The sequence below is a fragment of the Shewanella colwelliana genome, from assembly GCF_001735525.1.
In the GTDB taxonomy this organism is placed as follows: domain Bacteria; phylum Pseudomonadota; class Gammaproteobacteria; order Enterobacterales; family Shewanellaceae; genus Shewanella; species Shewanella colwelliana.
This window is the reverse complement of record NZ_MCBT01000048.1, coordinates 355,294-370,571: the sequence shown is the minus strand read 5'-3', so window position 1 is coordinate 370,571 and position 15,278 is coordinate 355,294. Positions and strand designations below refer to the sequence as shown.

The window sequence follows — 15,278 nt, the reverse complement described above, 5'->3', positions numbered from 1 at the left end:
CATTAACGATAACGCTAATGACTCAAATATTCTGACTAAATGTCATTATCGGCAAGAAAATCAAACATTGCAGTCTGTTCTACCCCCTTGTTTCTATAGGTAACGAACATCCGCCATACCATGTAATTGCTGCTACAAGAACCGTAAATTAGAGTTGCTTTATATTCGGTTTTGGCTGTTTGAGAAAGATTTAGTGGGATAATACCCATAAACATATCTCTCCCCTCTACTCTAGCGCTTATTAATTCGGCGGAATCAGGTAAGTTTACACTGACAGATAGCGGCTTTTCGCTTGGCGTATTAGCGGGGGTAATATTGAGAGTCAACGCATCTTCGCCGACGTTAACTATACAAATTCCTTCATAAAAATCACACAGGCTAACATCCTTAACAAATATTGGTTTAGCCTGTTGATCACCGTCATCGACGGGCGGTTTACAGCCATTCACGCCAATAATGACAGCAATACCGATAATAGCCTTGAATATACTTGATATTTTTTTTACTAGCACAAATTTTAACCTTCTGAATCAATCTGTTTACATTCTATATATCAACTTTGATCTGGATCAATATTACAGGCCGCATAATTCCTATCTTTTTTGATATTGCTCAAGTATCATTGCGTTGCTCAACATTAATTTGCGTTAACGTTGTGTAACACATTGACACGATCAACTTTGTTTCGTAGGGAAACAAGCCTTTGACGTCATTTTACCGGGTAAAGTGTTACTTTGCTCAAACAATAAGTATAAGTAATAAGCAGTGGAAGCAATATGATGAACCATTCCCAGCCTCAAGGCGCTGATTACAATTACACTGTTGTCCGCCAATTTGCATTAACCACAGTTTTGTGGGGAATCATTGGTATGACAGTTGGTGTATTGATCGCGGCCCAGTTAATCTGGCCACAACTAAACTTCGATACTCCATGGTTAACGTACAGTCGTCTTAGACCTCTGCACACTAATGCCGTGATTTTCGCGTTTGGTACTTCAGCACTTTTCGCAACATCCTACTATATCGTCCAGCGTACCTGTCAAACCCGTCTATTTGCACCTAGAATAGCTGCATTTACCTTCTGGGGTTGGCAAGCCATCATTCTTTCAGCAGTATTAACACTTCCACTAGGTATTACCAGTGGTAAAGAGTACGCTGAACTAGAATGGCCAATCGATATCGCCATTACTATCGTTTGGGTAGCCTATGCCGTGGTGTTTTTTGGCACCATAATTAAAAGAACAACGTCACATATCTATGTAGCGAACTGGTTCTTCGGCGCCTTTATTATTACGGTAGCAGTATTACACATCGTTAACTCTATGGCAGTTCCTGTCAGCTTATGGAAGTCTTACTCTCTATATGCTGGTGCAGTCGATGCCATGGTTCAATGGTGGTATGGCCATAATGCAGTAGGTTTCCTACTGACAGCAGGCTTCCTTGGTATGATGTACTACTTTGTACCTAAGCAAGCTGGTCGCCCTGTTTATTCTTACCGTTTGTCAATTGTCCACTTTTGGGCATTGATTGCGCTATACATCTGGGCTGGTCCTCACCATTTGCACTACACTGCACTACCTGATTGGACTCAATCTCTTGGTATGGTGATGTCGCTAATCCTATTCGCTCCTTCATGGGGTGGAATGATCAACGGTATTATGACCTTGTCTGGTGCTTGGCATAAGCTAAGAACCGACCCAGTACTTCGTTTCCTTGTTGTTTCATTGTCTTTCTACGGTATGTCTACCTTCGAAGGCCCAATGATGGCCATCAAAACTGTAAACGCCCTATCTCACTACACTGACTGGACAGTTGGTCACGTTCACTCTGGTGCACTAGGGTGGGTTGCTATGGTCTCTATCGGTTCGCTTTACCACTTGATCCCTGTTCTATACGGACATGGACGTATGTACAGCACTAACCTAGTTAACGTCCATTTCTGGTTGGCGACTATTGGTACAGTTTTGTATATCGTCTCTATGTGGATTTCTGGTGTTATGCAGGGCCTAATGTGGCGTGCAGTTAACTCTGACGGTACTTTGACCTACAGCTTTGTAGAAAGTATTGAAGCCTCATACCCATTCTACTTCGTCCGATTCCTTGGTGGCTGTTTCTTCGTAACTGGTATGCTGATCATGGCATTCAACGTTATCAAGACAGTTAAAGCACCAAAAGAGTCTTTGCCAGCACTTGCTGAAGCATAAGGGGTAGATTAGATGAAATTTAATCATGAGATAGTCGAGAAAAACATCGGTCTTCTAGGGATTTTTACCGTTATTGCCATCAGTTTTGGCGGTTTGGTACAGATCACACCTTTGCTTTTCCAAAAAGACACAACTGAACCAGTTGATGGCTTACGTCCGTATACAGCATTAGAGCTTGAAGGCCGTGACATCTATATCCGCGAAGGCTGCTACAACTGCCACAGCCAGATGATTCGTCCATTACGTGCTGAAACAGAACGTTATGGTCACTACTCTGTTGCTGGCGAGTCGGTTTGGGACCACCCTTTCCAGTGGGGTTCTAAGCGTACCGGCCCAGACCTTGCCCGTGTAGGTGGTCGCTATAGTGATAAGTGGCACGAAGTTCACCTTATTGACCCTCGTGCAGTGGTACCTCAGTCAAACATGCCAGGTTTCCCTTGGTTAGCTGAAAACGTACTTGACGGTAAGTTGACAGCGCAAAAGATTGAAGTATTCCGCGGTTTCGGTGTTCCTTACACTCAAGAAGATGTCGACAACGCTCAAAAAGCCGTTGAAGGCAAAACTGAGATGCAAGCACTGATCGCATACTTGCAGTCACTTGGTCACGCACTTAAGTAAATTGGAGGCATGAATATGGATTACGGCACAATACAAGGGATTATCACCATTGTTGTTATGTTGACGTTTGTCGGTATTTTTGCATGGGCTTATAGTGCTCGTCGTAAAAATCAATTCGACGAAGCAGCTAACCTTGTTTTCTCTGATGAAGAGTTAAGCAAGGACTCAGGAGAGCATAAGTGATGAGTAGCTTCTGGAGTATATGGATTACCGTACTCACTATTGTGGTAATCGCAGGATGTTTCATCCTACTGAAAATCGTCTCTAAAAACACGACAGGTGTTGAAGAAGGCGAATCAATGGGTCACAGCTTCGATGGTATTGAAGAACTCAATAACCCACTGCCTAAGTGGTGGAGTTACATGTTTTATCTCACTATCGTATTTGGTGTGATTTACCTGGCACTATATCCAGGCCTTGGTAACTTTAAAGGTTTCTTAGGTTGGTCTAGTGCAAACCAAAGCATTGGTACGGAAAACGGTATTAAAGCTGACTCTGAAGCTGCAGTAAGACTTGCAGAAAAAGAGGGCCGCTGGGTTCAGTATGACCAAGAAGTTAAGAAAGCCGATGAAAGATTTGGCCCTATCTTTGCTGCATACCTAGCGACTCCGCTAGAAGAGTTGGTTAAAGACCCTGAAGCGCTAAAAGTCGGCGGTCGTTTATTCCTACAAAACTGCGCTCAATGTCATGGTAGTGATGCGCGTGGCTCTAAAGGCTTCCCTAACCTAGCCGATGGTGCTTGGTTATACGGTGGCGATTTGGCTACGATCAAAACCACTATCATGAACGGTCGTCACGGTATGATGCCGCCTAAAGGTGGTTTACCTATCGAAGATAGCGAGTTGAAAGGGCTGACTGAGTATGTGGTTAAGCTATCAGGCCGAGACCATGACGAAGCGTTAGCTGCTCAAGGTCAAGGTTCGTTCATGAAAGGTTGTTTTGCTTGTCACGGTATGGACGGCACAGGCAACAAGTTTATGGGTGCACCTAACCTTACTGACAATGCGTGGTTATACGGCGGTAGCCGTGGCGTGATCGAACAAAGTATCAAGAACGGCCGTTCTGGTGTAATGCCAGCATGGAAAGACGTACTTGGTGAAGAAAAGGTTCACGTCATCTCTGCTTACGTTTATAGCTTGTCAAACAAGTAGTTACAAACAAGTAACATAAAGGCCTCGATATAATCGAGGCCTTTTTTTTAAGTGCTAAATTGCGCCAATAACGGTAAAATACGCCCAACAAAAATAGCAGGTAGTACCCATGAATACACCACAAGCTTGGTATAAACAGTTTTGGCCTTGGTTTCTGATCATTTTGCCTTTATGCGCAGTCGTTGCCAGCATCAATCTTCTTTTTCTAGCCATTGATAATAAAGACTCTTTAGTATCAGAAGATTATTACAAAGATGGTAAAGCCATTAATATGGATTTACGCAAAATTAAACAAGCCAAACAACTCGGTCTACAGTTTGAGCTTACCGTCGATGATAACGAAGTTACCCTCACCCAGCACGGCGGCGAACCATATCTTGCAGCGTTGAGTGTTGAGTTTTTCCATCCCACTATTGAAAAGCGTGATTTTGGCAAAGTGGCCACCGCTGATGGTAATAATGTCTACCGCATCAAGTTAGATCAACCTATTACTGGCGCTTGGGAAGTCAGGTTAGAAGGGTTTGACCGTACATGGCGTATCCAGCAACGTCTTGAATTAAAAGATGATGCACAGTACTGGTTGAACTAATTTACTAATGGCAAAACTAGACTGTTTTCATTGTGGCGAGCCAGTACTTACTGGTTCGCAGTTCACCACAATCATCAATAACAAAACACAACTCATGTGTTGTCCTGGTTGCCAAGCCGTATCGCAGGCAATTATTGACGCAGGTCTCACTAACTATTACAAGTATAGAACCGAGCCGGGCAGCAAACAAACCGCATTAGTTCCCGAAGAACTCGGTCACTTTTCTGCTTTCGATCTCAAAGAAGTGCAACAAGACTTTGTTCATAACGATGGGGCTTTCAATAGTATATCCTTAACCATCGATGGTATAACCTGTGCTGCTTGTGCATGGCTAATTGAACACAAATTAAAACATATTGAGGGCATTGAGCGGGTTGCCGTCAATACCACTACCGAACGCGCGTTGATCGTTTGGAATGATTCGCTCATTCAGCTCAGTGAGATCTTAACCCATATTAGCCGCATCGGTTATCAAGCAGCCCCTTATCAGGTTGATGATGTAGAGATACAAAGTAAAAAGAATAGTCGTAAATTCCTTCTTCGATTGGGTCTTGCTGGTTTTGCGACCATGCAGGTGATGATGTTTGCCCTCGCCCTTTATTCAGATTACTTTACCGATTTAGACGTAGAATTTCGTGACTACTTCCGTTGGGTCAGCATGATATTTGCGGCACCAGTGGTGTTCTACTCTGCTCAACCTTTCTATTTTAGTGCATTACGGTCCATGGTTTCTGGCCGTTTGAACATGGATGTGTCCGTTTCTATTGCTATTTGCGGTGCCTATATCGCAAGCTGTATTGCGACGATTAACGGCACTGGCGAGGTCTATTTTGAATCTGTCAGTATGTTTACCTTTTTCTTGTTACTTGGCAGATATTTCGAACAAAACGCGCGCCAAAAAGCATCCGTTAGCTCTAATAACTTGCATAAACTGATCCCCTTAACCGCCACTATCATTGAGGCCGATGGCCAACACAGTGAGATCTCAGCCAAACGCTTAACCCTAGGTGACATTATTTTAGTGAAACCTGGCGAAGTGATAGCGGCAGACGGACAGCTAAAGTCGGGGACGACTTCAATCAATGAAGCCATGCTAACGGGTGAACAGATGCCGGTAGCAAAAGTTATTGAGAGCCAAGTCTTTGCTGGCACGATTAACATAGATCACCCTATTGAAGTGACGGTTACCGCAGTAGGCCAAGATCAATTAGTCGCAGAGATAATCCGCCTGCAAGAAAGTGCTGCCAATAACAAGCCTAAAGTAGCGCTATATGTTGACTCGATTTCCAATTATTTTACTTGGACTATTTTAGTCATCGCCGCCCTTACTTACGTCATATGGAAAACCTATTGGCCGGAAGATGCCTTTTGGGTCACCTTATCCGTTTTGGTAGCGACTTGTCCGTGTGCACTAGCACTTGCTACCCCCACTGCCGTCACTTGCGCCACAGGTCTGTTTACCCGTATGGGTGTTGTGGCCTGTAAACCCGGTGTTTTTGAGAAACTGCCCCTCATTGATCATGTGGTGTTTGATAAAACAGGTACCCTCACCTGTGGCAGTTTAACGATAAGCCAAGTCACACTCGAATCAGATGTGAGCCAAGAACAGGTATTGGCGATAGGCGCTGCACTTGAGGCTCATTCATTACACCCCATTGCGAAGGCATTTGAAGGTTACCGGCTAGCACATCTGCAGGCACGGGAGTGCATGAACATCTCAGGTGCTGGCATAACCGGAGTAGTCGGGGACCAAGGCTACTATCTCGGCAGCGCTAAATACATCAAAGACACCTTAAATATTACTGTTAATACCTCTTCAGCCCAGCAGATCTATTTAGCCAATGATACAGCGCTCCTTGCTAGCTTTACCTTGGTGGATGAAATTCGTAGCGATGCAAACAAAACCGCTAAGGCGTTAACTCAGCTTGGTTGTACATTAAGTATTGCCAGTGGTGATAACTCCCCTCACGTTGATGAAGTCGCCCGAAACGTTGGCATTAGCGATGTCCATAAAGGGTTATCGCCCAGTGACAAATTAACGTTAATTCAGCAGTTACAGCAGCATAAACAGGTGGCAATGTTTGGCGATGGCATTAACGATGCACCAGTACTCGCTGGTGCCAATCTTTCCGTTGCTATGGGCAGTGGGGCAGCGATTACCAAAAACAGCGCAGATCTCATCTTACTTGGAGATCAACTATCTAGGATCACCGACGCGATTAACGTTGCTAAGTTGACAGGTACTATTATTCGACAGAATTTATGCTGGGCGCTGGGTTACAACCTGTTTATAATCCCTCTAGCGGTTACTGGACATGTTCTGCCATATATCGCCGCCATTGGAATGTCAGCCAGTTCCCTCATTGTAGTCGCCAACAGTTTACGCTTACTTAAGGTTCGAATATGAGTATTATTTACGTACTAATTCCCATTGCCATGCTATTTGTTCTCATTGCAGTCGGTATCTTTTTTTGGGCGGTTAAATCGGAACAGTTTGACGATCTGGATAGACAAAGCGTGTCCATTTTGTTTGATGATGACGTTAAACCCAATGCAGATGATAGCCAAACAGAGCAGAAACAAGATTGATAACCTTTTCTGTTAGCGGCGCTTTTTTAGTCGGCTTAATGGGCGCAGGTCATTGTATTGGCATGTGTGGCGGACTTGTGGGTGCCTTCTCACAACAGTTGCCGCAAACACGACAGCAAAACATTTTGCTCTCACAACTGCAATTCATTCTTAGTTACAACCTCGGACGCATATTGAGCTATACGCTTGCTGGGGCGTTAGTTGGTGGTTCAGCATCCCTGTTAGGTACGCTATTTAGTATCGATATTTACCTTATCAGTTTGCGTATTATTGCGGGCGCAATGATGATAGCGACCGGGCTTTACATTGCACAAATATGGTCCGGTGTGGTCCAGATAGAGCGTTTAGGTAAATTATTGTGGCGCATGCTCTCCCCGCTCGCCAAACGTTTATTACCCATAAAAAACCTAAGACAGGCTTTTATCGCTGGCACCCTTTGGGGCTGGTTACCCTGTGGACTGGTGTATAGCACGCTTACGTGGGCTGTCGCCGCCAACTCAGCCCAGCAAGGCGCTATGATTATGGCTGCATTTGGGCTCGGAACCCTGCCAGCATTAGTTAGTGTTGGTGTTGCCGCTGAGCTTTTTGCTCGCTTTGTCCAACAAAGAGCGGTGCGTTTAATCAGTGGATTGATACTCGTCAGCTTTGGCATACAGACTTTGTATATAGCATTTTCACAGCTAAACTAGCCCAGTTTACTAAATTGGTTTACCATAAGACTAATTGTTAAATTAGAGAGAGATTATGACAGATAATATTAAAAGTCGTCGTTCGGCAGTACCCGGATGCGCCATTCATTGTCATGACTGCAGCATGGGCACACTTTGTATCCCTTTTACCTTAAATAACAATGAACTCGATCAACTTGATGAGATCATTGAGCGTAAAAAGCCGATACAAAAAGGCGAACAAATTTTTAAGTCTGGTGACACGCTTAAATCTCTCTATGCGATACGTTCTGGTACCATTAAAAGTTATACCATTACCGAACAAGGCGATGAACAAATCACTGGTTTTCATTTGGCTGGCGACGTTATCGGTTTCGATGGCATTCATTCGCAAACTCACCAAAGTTTTGCCCAAGCGCTTGAAACATCTATGGTATGTGAAATCCCCTACGATACTCTCGATGATCTATCTGGCACTATGCCCAAACTACGACAGCAGATCATGCGCCTAATGAGTAATGAGATCCAAAGCGATCAAGAGATGATTTTATTACTCAGTAAGAAAAACGCTGAAGAACGTCTGGCTGCATTTATTAGTAATTTGGCCAATCGTTTTGGTAATCGTGGGTTTTCACCTAAAGAGTTTCGCTTGACGATGACCCGCGGTGATATTGGTAATTACCTAGGGCTAACAGTAGAAACCATTAGTCGTTTACTCGGTCGCTTCCAAAAATCAGCGTTAATAGAAGTAAAAGGGAAATACATTACTATCATTGACTTTGAGTCACTAAACAAACTGGCTGGAAACAATAAGATAGGCCGCTAACTATCCGAAATCACGGGTAAAATTGATCTAAAACAAGGCAATTTACCCGTGATCGACCATTATTAAATTACCGCATCAGATAAAGGAATCATCTATGAAGGACTATAACAAAATCCTCGTTGTAGTGGATCCAACCAACGACAAACAATCTGCACTCGCTAGAGCAATTGAACTTGCTTCTAAAAACCAAGCCGCTGTTACCGTCTTTTTGTCGATTTTTGATTTTTCCTATGAGATGACCTCTATTCTATCTGGTCAAGAGCGTGAAGCAATGCGTCAAGGCGTTATCGCACAACGTAAAGCTTGGCTAGAAGACATTTTAATGCAGTATCAAGATAGTGGTGTCGACATTCAAAGCGAAGTCATTTGGCATAACCGTCCATTTGAAAGCATTATTTTACATGCAATGGAAGGTGAATTTGACCTTATTGTCAAAGGTACCCATCAACACGACAAGCTGAAATCGGTTATTTTCACCCCAACCGACTGGCACTTAATGCGTAAGGCTCCCGTCCCCGTATTATTGGTTAAAGAGCACGATTGGCCAGTTGCGGGGAAAATTCTTTGTGCAATTAACGTTGCTTCTGAAGATGATGACCATCAAACGCTTAATGGTAAAATTATCGAACATGCGCAAGATTTAGCGAAAAAGTTTGATGCTCAGGTGCATTTAGTTAATGGCTATCCAGGGACTCCCGTTAACTTGGCGATTGAGTTGCCTGATTTTGATGCCCATACCTATAGCGAAACCATCCGTATGCAGCATGAGCAACGTGTGAACTACTTAGCAAGTAACTACGGCATATCAACTGACTATTGCCATATTAAAGAGGGATTGCCAGAAGATGTCATCCCAGAGCTTGCAGAGCAGCTTGACGCCGAATTGGTTATTCTTGGCACTGTTGGCCGTACAGGCTTTTCTGCTGCGCTAATCGGTAACACTGCAGAGCATGTTATCGACAGTATTAACTGCGATCTTCTCGCTATTAAGCCAGACGGCTACAAGTCTCCATTAGAAGAGGATTAAGCGATAACAGATCGCTTCTTTCAATCTTTTATTTAAGCTATACTACGCGCCCAGAATTTTACGATACTAGGCGCGTTTTTTATTATGTCTGAAGAAAGCCTCTCTAAAAAACAGATCACTCGATTAAACAAACTTCAAAAGCGCTTACGGCGTGAAGTTGGCAGTGCGATCGCAGATTATAATATGATTGAAGAAGGTGACACCGTGATGTGTTGCCTATCTGGTGGTAAAGACAGCTATGCAATGCTTGATATTCTTATCAACCTGCAGCAGCGCGCGCCGATTAACTTTAACTTGGTTGCAGTAAATCTTGATCAGAAGCAACCTGGCTTTCCTGAAGATATTTTGCCCGCCTATTTAGATACACTAAATGTGCCATACCATATCTTAGAAAAAGATACTTACTCTATTGTTAAAGACAAGATACCAGAAGGAAAAACCACTTGCTCCCTTTGCAGTCGCCTTCGTCGTGGTACCTTATATGGGTTTGCTCAACAAATTGGCGCGACTAAAATAGCATTGGGTCATCACCGCGATGATATTATCGAGACGCTATTTCTTAATATGTTTTTTGCCGGTAAGCAAAAAGCCATGCCACCAAAGTTATTGTCGGATGATGGTGCTAATGTAGTCATTCGTCCACTGGCTTATAGTCGCGAGAAAGACATTGCTGAATATGCTGAGTTAAAAGCGTTTCCAATCATACCTTGCAACTTGTGTGGTTCTCAGGAAAACCTTAAACGGGCAGCGGTAAAGGATATGCTAAAAAGCTGGGATAGAGATTTTCCTGGACGCATTGAGACAATTTTCACCGCAATGCAAAATACCAGCCCTTCTCAAGGGGTGGACAGAGAGCAGTTTGATTTTGTTTCGTTAACCCGTAACCCAAATGCGCCGATGAAAGGCGATGTCGCAGAGTCAAACTTACCCGCATTCGATTTTCTCGACTTAGCCAATAGTGGGCACATAGATCTTGATGAAGCGAAACGAAATACTGATGCGTTAAAAATTGAGGTCGTAAGCACTTATCAGCCCTAACGATAGTGATTCGTGATTAAAAAAGCCCTCAACTGAGGGCTTTTTTATGTGCGTAACCATTTAAATACTAGGGTTAATACTAGGGTTAATACTAATCACCATAAGCATTACTGACCGTTGGTCCAAGGACTAACAACATCAGGAGCACGACTAAAAGAGAGTTCTGTTATCTGTTCTAGCGCATGGCGAGACAATCTAAATACTCCCTCTACAGGTTGCGCATTACCATCGATAACAACGGATGCTGGGCGTTCAAACTCAAAGTTAACGCCAGTGATCTCATCGCTAAAGTACCGCATGGGAAAGCCCTGCATGGCGCTTAACAAAGCGTTCATTTGGTTTTGTATATCGACAATCTCTGCTTGCTGATATTGTTGCTTTGTTTGCTTAGCGCGGATCTGCATTGCAATCCCACATTGGCTAGCGTCACCCACCATGTCCAAATTAATCACCGCTCTATCAGACTTAAGACGGTCATCAAAGGGTAAGAATATACGTTGTTTATCGGTAATAGTGAGTGGAAATGATTCCTTTTCAGTAGTCAAACTACCCGATTTAACCACACAACCATTAGCTTTTGGAACGGAGAAAGCTACCTCAATCAAAGGGTAATGTCCTTTGTTGACCTGCTTTAATCTTTGATAAAACCCTTGATACTCCAGTGATATAGGAGCTGCTTGCACAACGGCTGAAGCAGTAATTAGGCAACTAAACAGCAGGCCTTTGTTCATTATTTTCCACCAAATATTGATTATTATGACGTAACATTTCAAGTAACTCATCGATGTAAGCTTCTTGTCGTTCAGAATAGTGCATTAAGCCGTAAACTAGATCTTCTGCTTTGACGGGTTTGCCTTGGGCACGCAGATCGGCACGTATGGAACGTAGCAAGCCATAGGCCGCATTAGAGTTGAGATTACGCATGTAAGCGCCAACTGAATCATCTACACTTTTAAATACGGCAACTTCATGGCTCAACCCCTTAGTGCGAGACTGTGGCACTAATCCACACCCTTTTTTAAAACACCATTGGCCGAAAAAATTCATTCCCTCTCTTGCAAAGCGGCTACTGCCCCACCCTGTTTCATTAGCGGCTTGAATGAGTACCATGTTCTCTGGAATCGTATCAACTCTCATTAATAACGTCTCCAGCGTGTCGTTGCTGACGCTTCGAAGCGAATATTGATACTTGCTGGCTATTTGCTGTACCCGAAATGACTCTGCCTCAGAAACCGATAACCCTTCATTAAGATGCGCTTGTGTTGCCAATAGAAATTTTCGCTCATCCTGAATTATCGCATTGTGATGTGTAATAGCAGGCCTTAGATAATCAAAAAATGCCTGTTTTTTTTCACCAATGTCAGGGATCGCCGCAAAGTCTGGTATAGCGCTGTATTGCGCCTTATTCTTCTTTAACTTACCTAAACTGTGTGATTGCTCTTGTTGAGCATCGATAAGAAACAGTTTAACCATTAGTATTAATAGTACGACAATGCCCAAAGACAAAATGACAGTATTTATACGACCTGTTTTCAAATTAATGACTCTTATGACTAAAATTATTCCGATTATATGTCATTAATGAGCTAGAACAAAACCTCGCTAATATTCAATAATATCAGATATAATATCCACGAAGTTGATTTGGGATTCAGGAAGGAAAGCCCTAATGCAAGACTATGCGCTAAATCGTTTTAACAATGTCGTCGCCATTGGTGGAGGCCATGGACTTGGCCGAGTCCTGTCCGCACTCAGCTTTATGGGGCCGCGCCTTACAGGCATCGTCGCGACAACCGACAATGGTGGCTCGACAGGTCGTTTACGAAGAGAGCAAGATTGTATTGCATGGGGAGATTTACGTAATTGCCTATCTCAACTCGCCAGCCGTCCATCAGTCGGCTCTCTGCTGTTTGAATACCGATTTGCTGGCGATAGCGAGCTGACTAATCATAACTTGGGCAATCTCATTCTTTTAGCACTCGATGAGCTATGTGTTCGTCCGCTTGATGCCGTCAACCTCATTCGTAAACTGCTCAATATCGATACAAAAGTTATCCCGATGTCGGAACAGCCCACCCATCTGGTTGCTATTCAATCTTGTGGCAATAAAATTTTTGGTGAAGTAGAAGTAGACGGTATGCATGAGGATCCTATTGCACTGTCACTCGAACCTATGGTTGAAGCCACAGATGAAGCGTGTGTAGCAATTGCCGCAGCAGACTTGATAATACTTGGACCTGGTAGTTTCCTCACCAGTATTATGCCGCCTTTGTTACTTCCGAAATTATCCGAGGCGATAGCCGACTCTAAAGCCAAGATTGTGCTGATCGAAAACCTAACGCAAGAGCCATCCAGTGCCCTAAACTTTTGTTTAGAAAAGCGATTACAGTGGTTAAGTCAAATCCTTGGCAATAAGCAAGTTGATCACGTGCTATGCCATGGCGAAGACTATCACTGCGCCGATAATGTCACCTACTATCCGTTACGTAGTAAACATCATCAAGGAATGCATGATAGAGGAGCGATTGCCGAGGCATTATCGTTAATCGTGTCCAAAGATAAACTTAGCGAATCCGCTTAAACCAAAAGCCCCTTACATTAATGTAAAGGGCTTTTATGATAAACAATAACAACAGTTAGACGACTTTAGCGATCGCCTTACAGATAATTGGCATATTATCCTTTGTCATCCCAGCCACACTAATGCGTCCAGAGCCAACAATATAGATACCAAATTCATCACGAAGACGACCGACTTGCGCTTTATTCAGCCCCGAAAAACTAAACATGCCATTTTGGGTTGAGATAAAACTGAAATCTTGCTCTACTCCTTCAGCCTTAAGCATTTCAACAAACAATACGCGCATTTGAGCAATGCGTTCTCGCATTTGTTGTAATTCGCTTTCCCATAAGGTGCGAAGTGTCCCATCGGCTAATATGGTGGCGACAATAAGTGCGCCATGTGCCGGTGGATTAGAGTAATTGCCTCGAATCGTACTCTTTACTTGGCTAAAGGCTATTTCAGCCGTTTCGCGGCACTTAGCCACAACAGTTACTGCACCGATTCGCTCGTTGTACAAACCAAAGTTTTTAGAAAAAGAGTTAGCCACAATCAGCTCTGGGACAACGTTGGCCACCACGCGTAACCCTTGTGCATCCTCTTCAACGCCGGCTCCAAATCCTTGATAGGCAAAATCAAATAAAGGAACTAATTCCTTTTCAAGGCAAAGCTGCGCTATCACTTCCCACTGAGCTAGGTTTAAATCGATACCTGTAGGGTTATGACAGCAGCCATGCAACAAGACAAGATCGCCAGCGACCGCACCATCTAGGTCAGCTAACATGGCATCGAAATCCATACCATGTGTCGCGGCATCATAGTAACGATACTGCTTAACCGATAACTTCGCAGACTCAAAAATATTATTATGATTTGCCCATGTAGGGTTACTGACCCAAATCGTACGAGAATCTGTGTTTCTGACCACAAACTCCGCAGCAACTCGTAGCGACCCAGTCCCACCTGGTGCTTGAGCCGTAACTGCTCTGCCCGCTTCTATTACGGTATGTTCTGCACCAAACAGTAATGTTTGTACTGCACTGTTATAAGCTTGGACACCATCAATACCCAAATAACTTTTGCTAGTTTCCGTATCAAGTAGTTTCCGCTCTGCTAACTTCACCGACTTTAAAATGGGTGTTTGACCCGACTCATCTTTATAGATGCCAACACCAAGATTTACCTTTTCGGCACGTGGGTCAGCTCTAAATGCATCAGTTAAACCTAAGATCGGATCGGCAGGGGCAAGTTCTACCTGGTTAAAAATCATGGCGGATTTCCTAAAAATATAGATAAAGTGTAGGGTTCGTCGCTAGTTATACCATTGTCGACTGAGCCTTAAAAGCGGATTTTTTGCAAGTTCAACATAAAACTAGAAAGAGAGAGATAACTGCAATATAAATAGTAAACATTGACGATCCTTCATCATAATTAGCTATTTAAAACAGAATGAATAAAATCTCGATGATATCAATATGCCGAGTGTTACCGCTCGATAAAAACAAAAAAGCCCCAACATGTGTTGAGGCTTTTTTGTCATCTTAAGATGGTACCCGTGGCCAGACTTGAACTGGCACGCTTATTCAGCGAGGGATTTTAAATCCCTTGTGTCTACCGATTCCACCACACGGGCAATGTGTGTTTTATCGCTACTGCGTTAAAACTTAAAGTGGAGGCGCGACCCGGAGTCGAACCGAGATCGACGGATTTGCAATCCGCAGCATAGCCATTCTGCCATCGCGCCATACATTGAATGTCTAAGTCCAATAATAATTGGAGCGACATATCGGGTTCGAACCGATGACCTATACCTTGGCAAGGTATCGCTCTACCAACTGAGCTAATGTCGCATATCTTAATACGTTCAATCTCAGCCAAAGGTATCCTGAAGAAGCTTTCCCCTGACTGCGGAATGGCATTCTACCGATTTAACTAAAAGAGTCAACGTGAAAAACAACAATAATTGAGTTTAATTAACTGTTTGCTGCAATAATCGCCTTTATGTTTT

16 protein-coding genes and 3 tRNA genes are annotated in these 15,278 nt (G+C 43.5%); 12 read left to right on the top strand and 7 right to left on the bottom strand.

Translation table 11 applies throughout. The annotated features are described in order from the left end of the window. Positions 1 to 35 precede the first annotated feature (35 nt). The gene (locus tag BEL05_RS19510; protein ID WP_083250398.1) at positions 36 to 512 is read right to left on the bottom strand and encodes a hypothetical protein; all 477 of its coding nucleotides are present in this window, start codon (positions 510 to 512) and stop codon (positions 36 to 38) included. Positions 513 to 776: 264 nt separating this feature from the next. Between BEL05_RS19510 and ccoN the strand changes: the two genes are divergently transcribed. The 11 genes from ccoN to ttcA all read left to right on the top strand — a co-directional run bounded on the left by ccoN (position 777) and on the right by ttcA (position 10,710). Further along, positions 777 to 2,204, top strand: a complete 1,428-nt coding sequence (gene ccoN, locus BEL05_RS19505; protein WP_028765106.1) for a cytochrome-c oxidase, cbb3-type subunit I — start codon at positions 777 to 779, stop codon at positions 2,202 to 2,204. A 12-nt stretch (positions 2,205 to 2,216) separates the two neighbouring features. Next, positions 2,217 to 2,822 carry a cytochrome-c oxidase, cbb3-type subunit II gene (gene ccoO / locus BEL05_RS19500; protein WP_028765105.1) on the top strand — a complete coding sequence of 202 codons (606 nt, stop codon included), beginning with the start codon at positions 2,217 to 2,219 and terminating at the stop codon, positions 2,820 to 2,822. Between the two features lie 15 nt (positions 2,823 to 2,837). Beyond that, a complete protein-coding gene (locus BEL05_RS19495; RefSeq protein ID WP_028765104.1) occupies positions 2,838 to 3,005 on the top strand; it encodes a CcoQ/FixQ family Cbb3-type cytochrome c oxidase assembly chaperone in 168 nt (55 codons plus the stop codon). Next, on the top strand, positions 3,005 to 3,973 hold the full coding sequence (gene ccoP, locus BEL05_RS19490) for a cytochrome-c oxidase, cbb3-type subunit III (RefSeq protein ID WP_069672120.1): 969 nt from the start codon (positions 3,005 to 3,007) through the stop codon (positions 3,971 to 3,973). The genes BEL05_RS19495 and ccoP overlap by 1 nt, the downstream gene beginning before the upstream one ends. A gap of 109 nt (positions 3,974 to 4,082) precedes the next feature. Continuing rightward, on the top strand, positions 4,083 to 4,562 hold the full coding sequence (locus BEL05_RS19485; protein ID WP_028765102.1) for a FixH family protein: 480 nt from the start codon (positions 4,083 to 4,085) through the stop codon (positions 4,560 to 4,562). A 7-nt stretch (positions 4,563 to 4,569) separates the two neighbouring features. Continuing rightward, on the top strand, positions 4,570 to 6,969 hold the full coding sequence (locus BEL05_RS19480; RefSeq protein WP_069672119.1) for a heavy metal translocating P-type ATPase: 2,400 nt from the start codon (positions 4,570 to 4,572) through the stop codon (positions 6,967 to 6,969). After that, entirely contained in the window at positions 6,966 to 7,151 is a 186-nt protein-coding gene (ccoS, locus tag BEL05_RS19475) for a cbb3-type cytochrome oxidase assembly protein CcoS (protein WP_069672118.1), read from the top strand. The genes BEL05_RS19480 and ccoS overlap by 4 nt, the downstream gene beginning before the upstream one ends. Continuing rightward, positions 7,148 to 7,840, top strand: a complete 693-nt coding sequence (locus BEL05_RS19470; protein WP_028765099.1) for a sulfite exporter TauE/SafE family protein — start codon at positions 7,148 to 7,150, stop codon at positions 7,838 to 7,840. The genes ccoS and BEL05_RS19470 overlap by 4 nt, the downstream gene beginning before the upstream one ends. 55 nt (positions 7,841 to 7,895) lie before the next feature. Beyond that, complete coding sequence (gene etrA, locus BEL05_RS19465; RefSeq protein WP_028765098.1) at positions 7,896 to 8,645, top strand: electron transport transcriptional regulator EtrA; 750 nt, start codon at positions 7,896 to 7,898, stop codon at positions 8,643 to 8,645. Between the two features lie 94 nt (positions 8,646 to 8,739). After that, positions 8,740 to 9,672, top strand: coding sequence for a universal stress protein UspE (gene uspE / locus BEL05_RS19460; RefSeq protein WP_028765097.1), 933 nt, complete (start codon positions 8,740 to 8,742; stop codon positions 9,670 to 9,672). 84 nt (positions 9,673 to 9,756) lie between these two features. After that, on the top strand, positions 9,757 to 10,710 hold the full coding sequence (gene ttcA / locus BEL05_RS19455; RefSeq protein WP_028765096.1) for a tRNA 2-thiocytidine(32) synthetase TtcA: 954 nt from the start codon (positions 9,757 to 9,759) through the stop codon (positions 10,708 to 10,710). Positions 10,711 to 10,817: 107 nt separating this feature from the next. Here the strand turns inward: ttcA and BEL05_RS19450 are convergent, their stop codons facing one another. Continuing rightward, positions 10,818 to 11,441 carry a DUF2987 domain-containing protein gene (locus BEL05_RS19450; protein WP_069672117.1) on the bottom strand — a complete coding sequence of 208 codons (624 nt, stop codon included), beginning with the start codon at positions 11,439 to 11,441 and terminating at the stop codon, positions 10,818 to 10,820. Beyond that, positions 11,419 to 12,246 (bottom strand): glucosaminidase domain-containing protein, encoded by an 828-nt coding sequence (locus BEL05_RS19445; protein WP_069672116.1) that lies wholly within the window; start codon positions 12,244 to 12,246, stop codon positions 11,419 to 11,421. Before BEL05_RS19445 ends, BEL05_RS19450 begins: the two co-directional genes overlap by 23 nt. Before the next feature lie 133 nt (positions 12,247 to 12,379). Between BEL05_RS19445 and yvcK the strand changes: the two genes are divergently transcribed. Then, positions 12,380 to 13,291, top strand: a complete 912-nt coding sequence (gene yvcK, locus BEL05_RS19440; protein ID WP_069672115.1) for a uridine diphosphate-N-acetylglucosamine-binding protein YvcK — start codon at positions 12,380 to 12,382, stop codon at positions 13,289 to 13,291. 55 nt (positions 13,292 to 13,346) lie between these two features. Here the strand turns inward: yvcK and BEL05_RS19435 are convergent, their stop codons facing one another. The 4 genes from BEL05_RS19435 to BEL05_RS19420 all read right to left on the bottom strand — a co-directional run bounded on the left by BEL05_RS19435 (position 13,347) and on the right by BEL05_RS19420 (position 15,120). Further along, on the bottom strand, positions 13,347 to 14,540 hold the full coding sequence (locus tag BEL05_RS19435; RefSeq protein ID WP_069672114.1) for an amino acid aminotransferase: 1,194 nt from the start codon (positions 14,538 to 14,540) through the stop codon (positions 13,347 to 13,349). A 277-nt stretch (positions 14,541 to 14,817) separates the two neighbouring features. Continuing rightward, positions 14,818 to 14,903: transfer RNA gene (locus tag BEL05_RS19430), tRNA-Leu, on the bottom strand. Between the two features lie 37 nt (positions 14,904 to 14,940). Continuing rightward, positions 14,941 to 15,014, bottom strand: a tRNA-Cys gene (locus BEL05_RS19425). 30 nt (positions 15,015 to 15,044) lie between these two features. After that, a tRNA-Gly gene (locus tag BEL05_RS19420) sits at positions 15,045 to 15,120 on the bottom strand. Between the last annotated feature and the right edge of the window lie 158 nt (positions 15,121 to 15,278).

What these genes read in the sequence shown, in the direction of transcription:
- ccoN (WP_028765106.1), top strand. Translation starts at nt 777, where the DNA reads ATGATGAACCATTCCCAGCCTCAAGGCGCTGATTACAATTACACTGTT.
- ccoO (WP_028765105.1), top strand. Translation starts at nt 2,217, where the DNA reads ATGAAATTTAATCATGAGATAGTCGAGAAAAACATCGGTCTTCTAGGG.
- BEL05_RS19495 (WP_028765104.1), top strand. Translation starts at nt 2,838, where the DNA reads ATGGATTACGGCACAATACAAGGGATTATCACCATTGTTGTTATGTTG.
- ccoP (WP_069672120.1), top strand. Translation starts at nt 3,005, where the DNA reads ATGAGTAGCTTCTGGAGTATATGGATTACCGTACTCACTATTGTGGTA.
- BEL05_RS19485 (WP_028765102.1), top strand. Translation starts at nt 4,083, where the DNA reads ATGAATACACCACAAGCTTGGTATAAACAGTTTTGGCCTTGGTTTCTG.
- BEL05_RS19480 (WP_069672119.1), top strand. Translation starts at nt 4,570, where the DNA reads ATGGCAAAACTAGACTGTTTTCATTGTGGCGAGCCAGTACTTACTGGT.
- ccoS (WP_069672118.1), top strand. Translation starts at nt 6,966, where the DNA reads ATGAGTATTATTTACGTACTAATTCCCATTGCCATGCTATTTGTTCTC.
- etrA (WP_028765098.1), top strand. Translation starts at nt 7,896, where the DNA reads ATGACAGATAATATTAAAAGTCGTCGTTCGGCAGTACCCGGATGCGCC.
- uspE (WP_028765097.1), top strand. Translation starts at nt 8,740, where the DNA reads ATGAAGGACTATAACAAAATCCTCGTTGTAGTGGATCCAACCAACGAC.
- ttcA (WP_028765096.1), top strand. Translation starts at nt 9,757, where the DNA reads ATGTCTGAAGAAAGCCTCTCTAAAAAACAGATCACTCGATTAAACAAA.
- BEL05_RS19450 (WP_069672117.1), bottom strand. Translation starts at nt 11,441, where the DNA reads ATGAACAAAGGCCTGCTGTTTAGTTGCCTAATTACTGCTTCAGCCGTT.
- yvcK (WP_069672115.1), top strand. Translation starts at nt 12,380, where the DNA reads ATGCAAGACTATGCGCTAAATCGTTTTAACAATGTCGTCGCCATTGGT.
- BEL05_RS19435 (WP_069672114.1), bottom strand. Translation starts at nt 14,540, where the DNA reads ATGATTTTTAACCAGGTAGAACTTGCCCCTGCCGATCCGATCTTAGGT.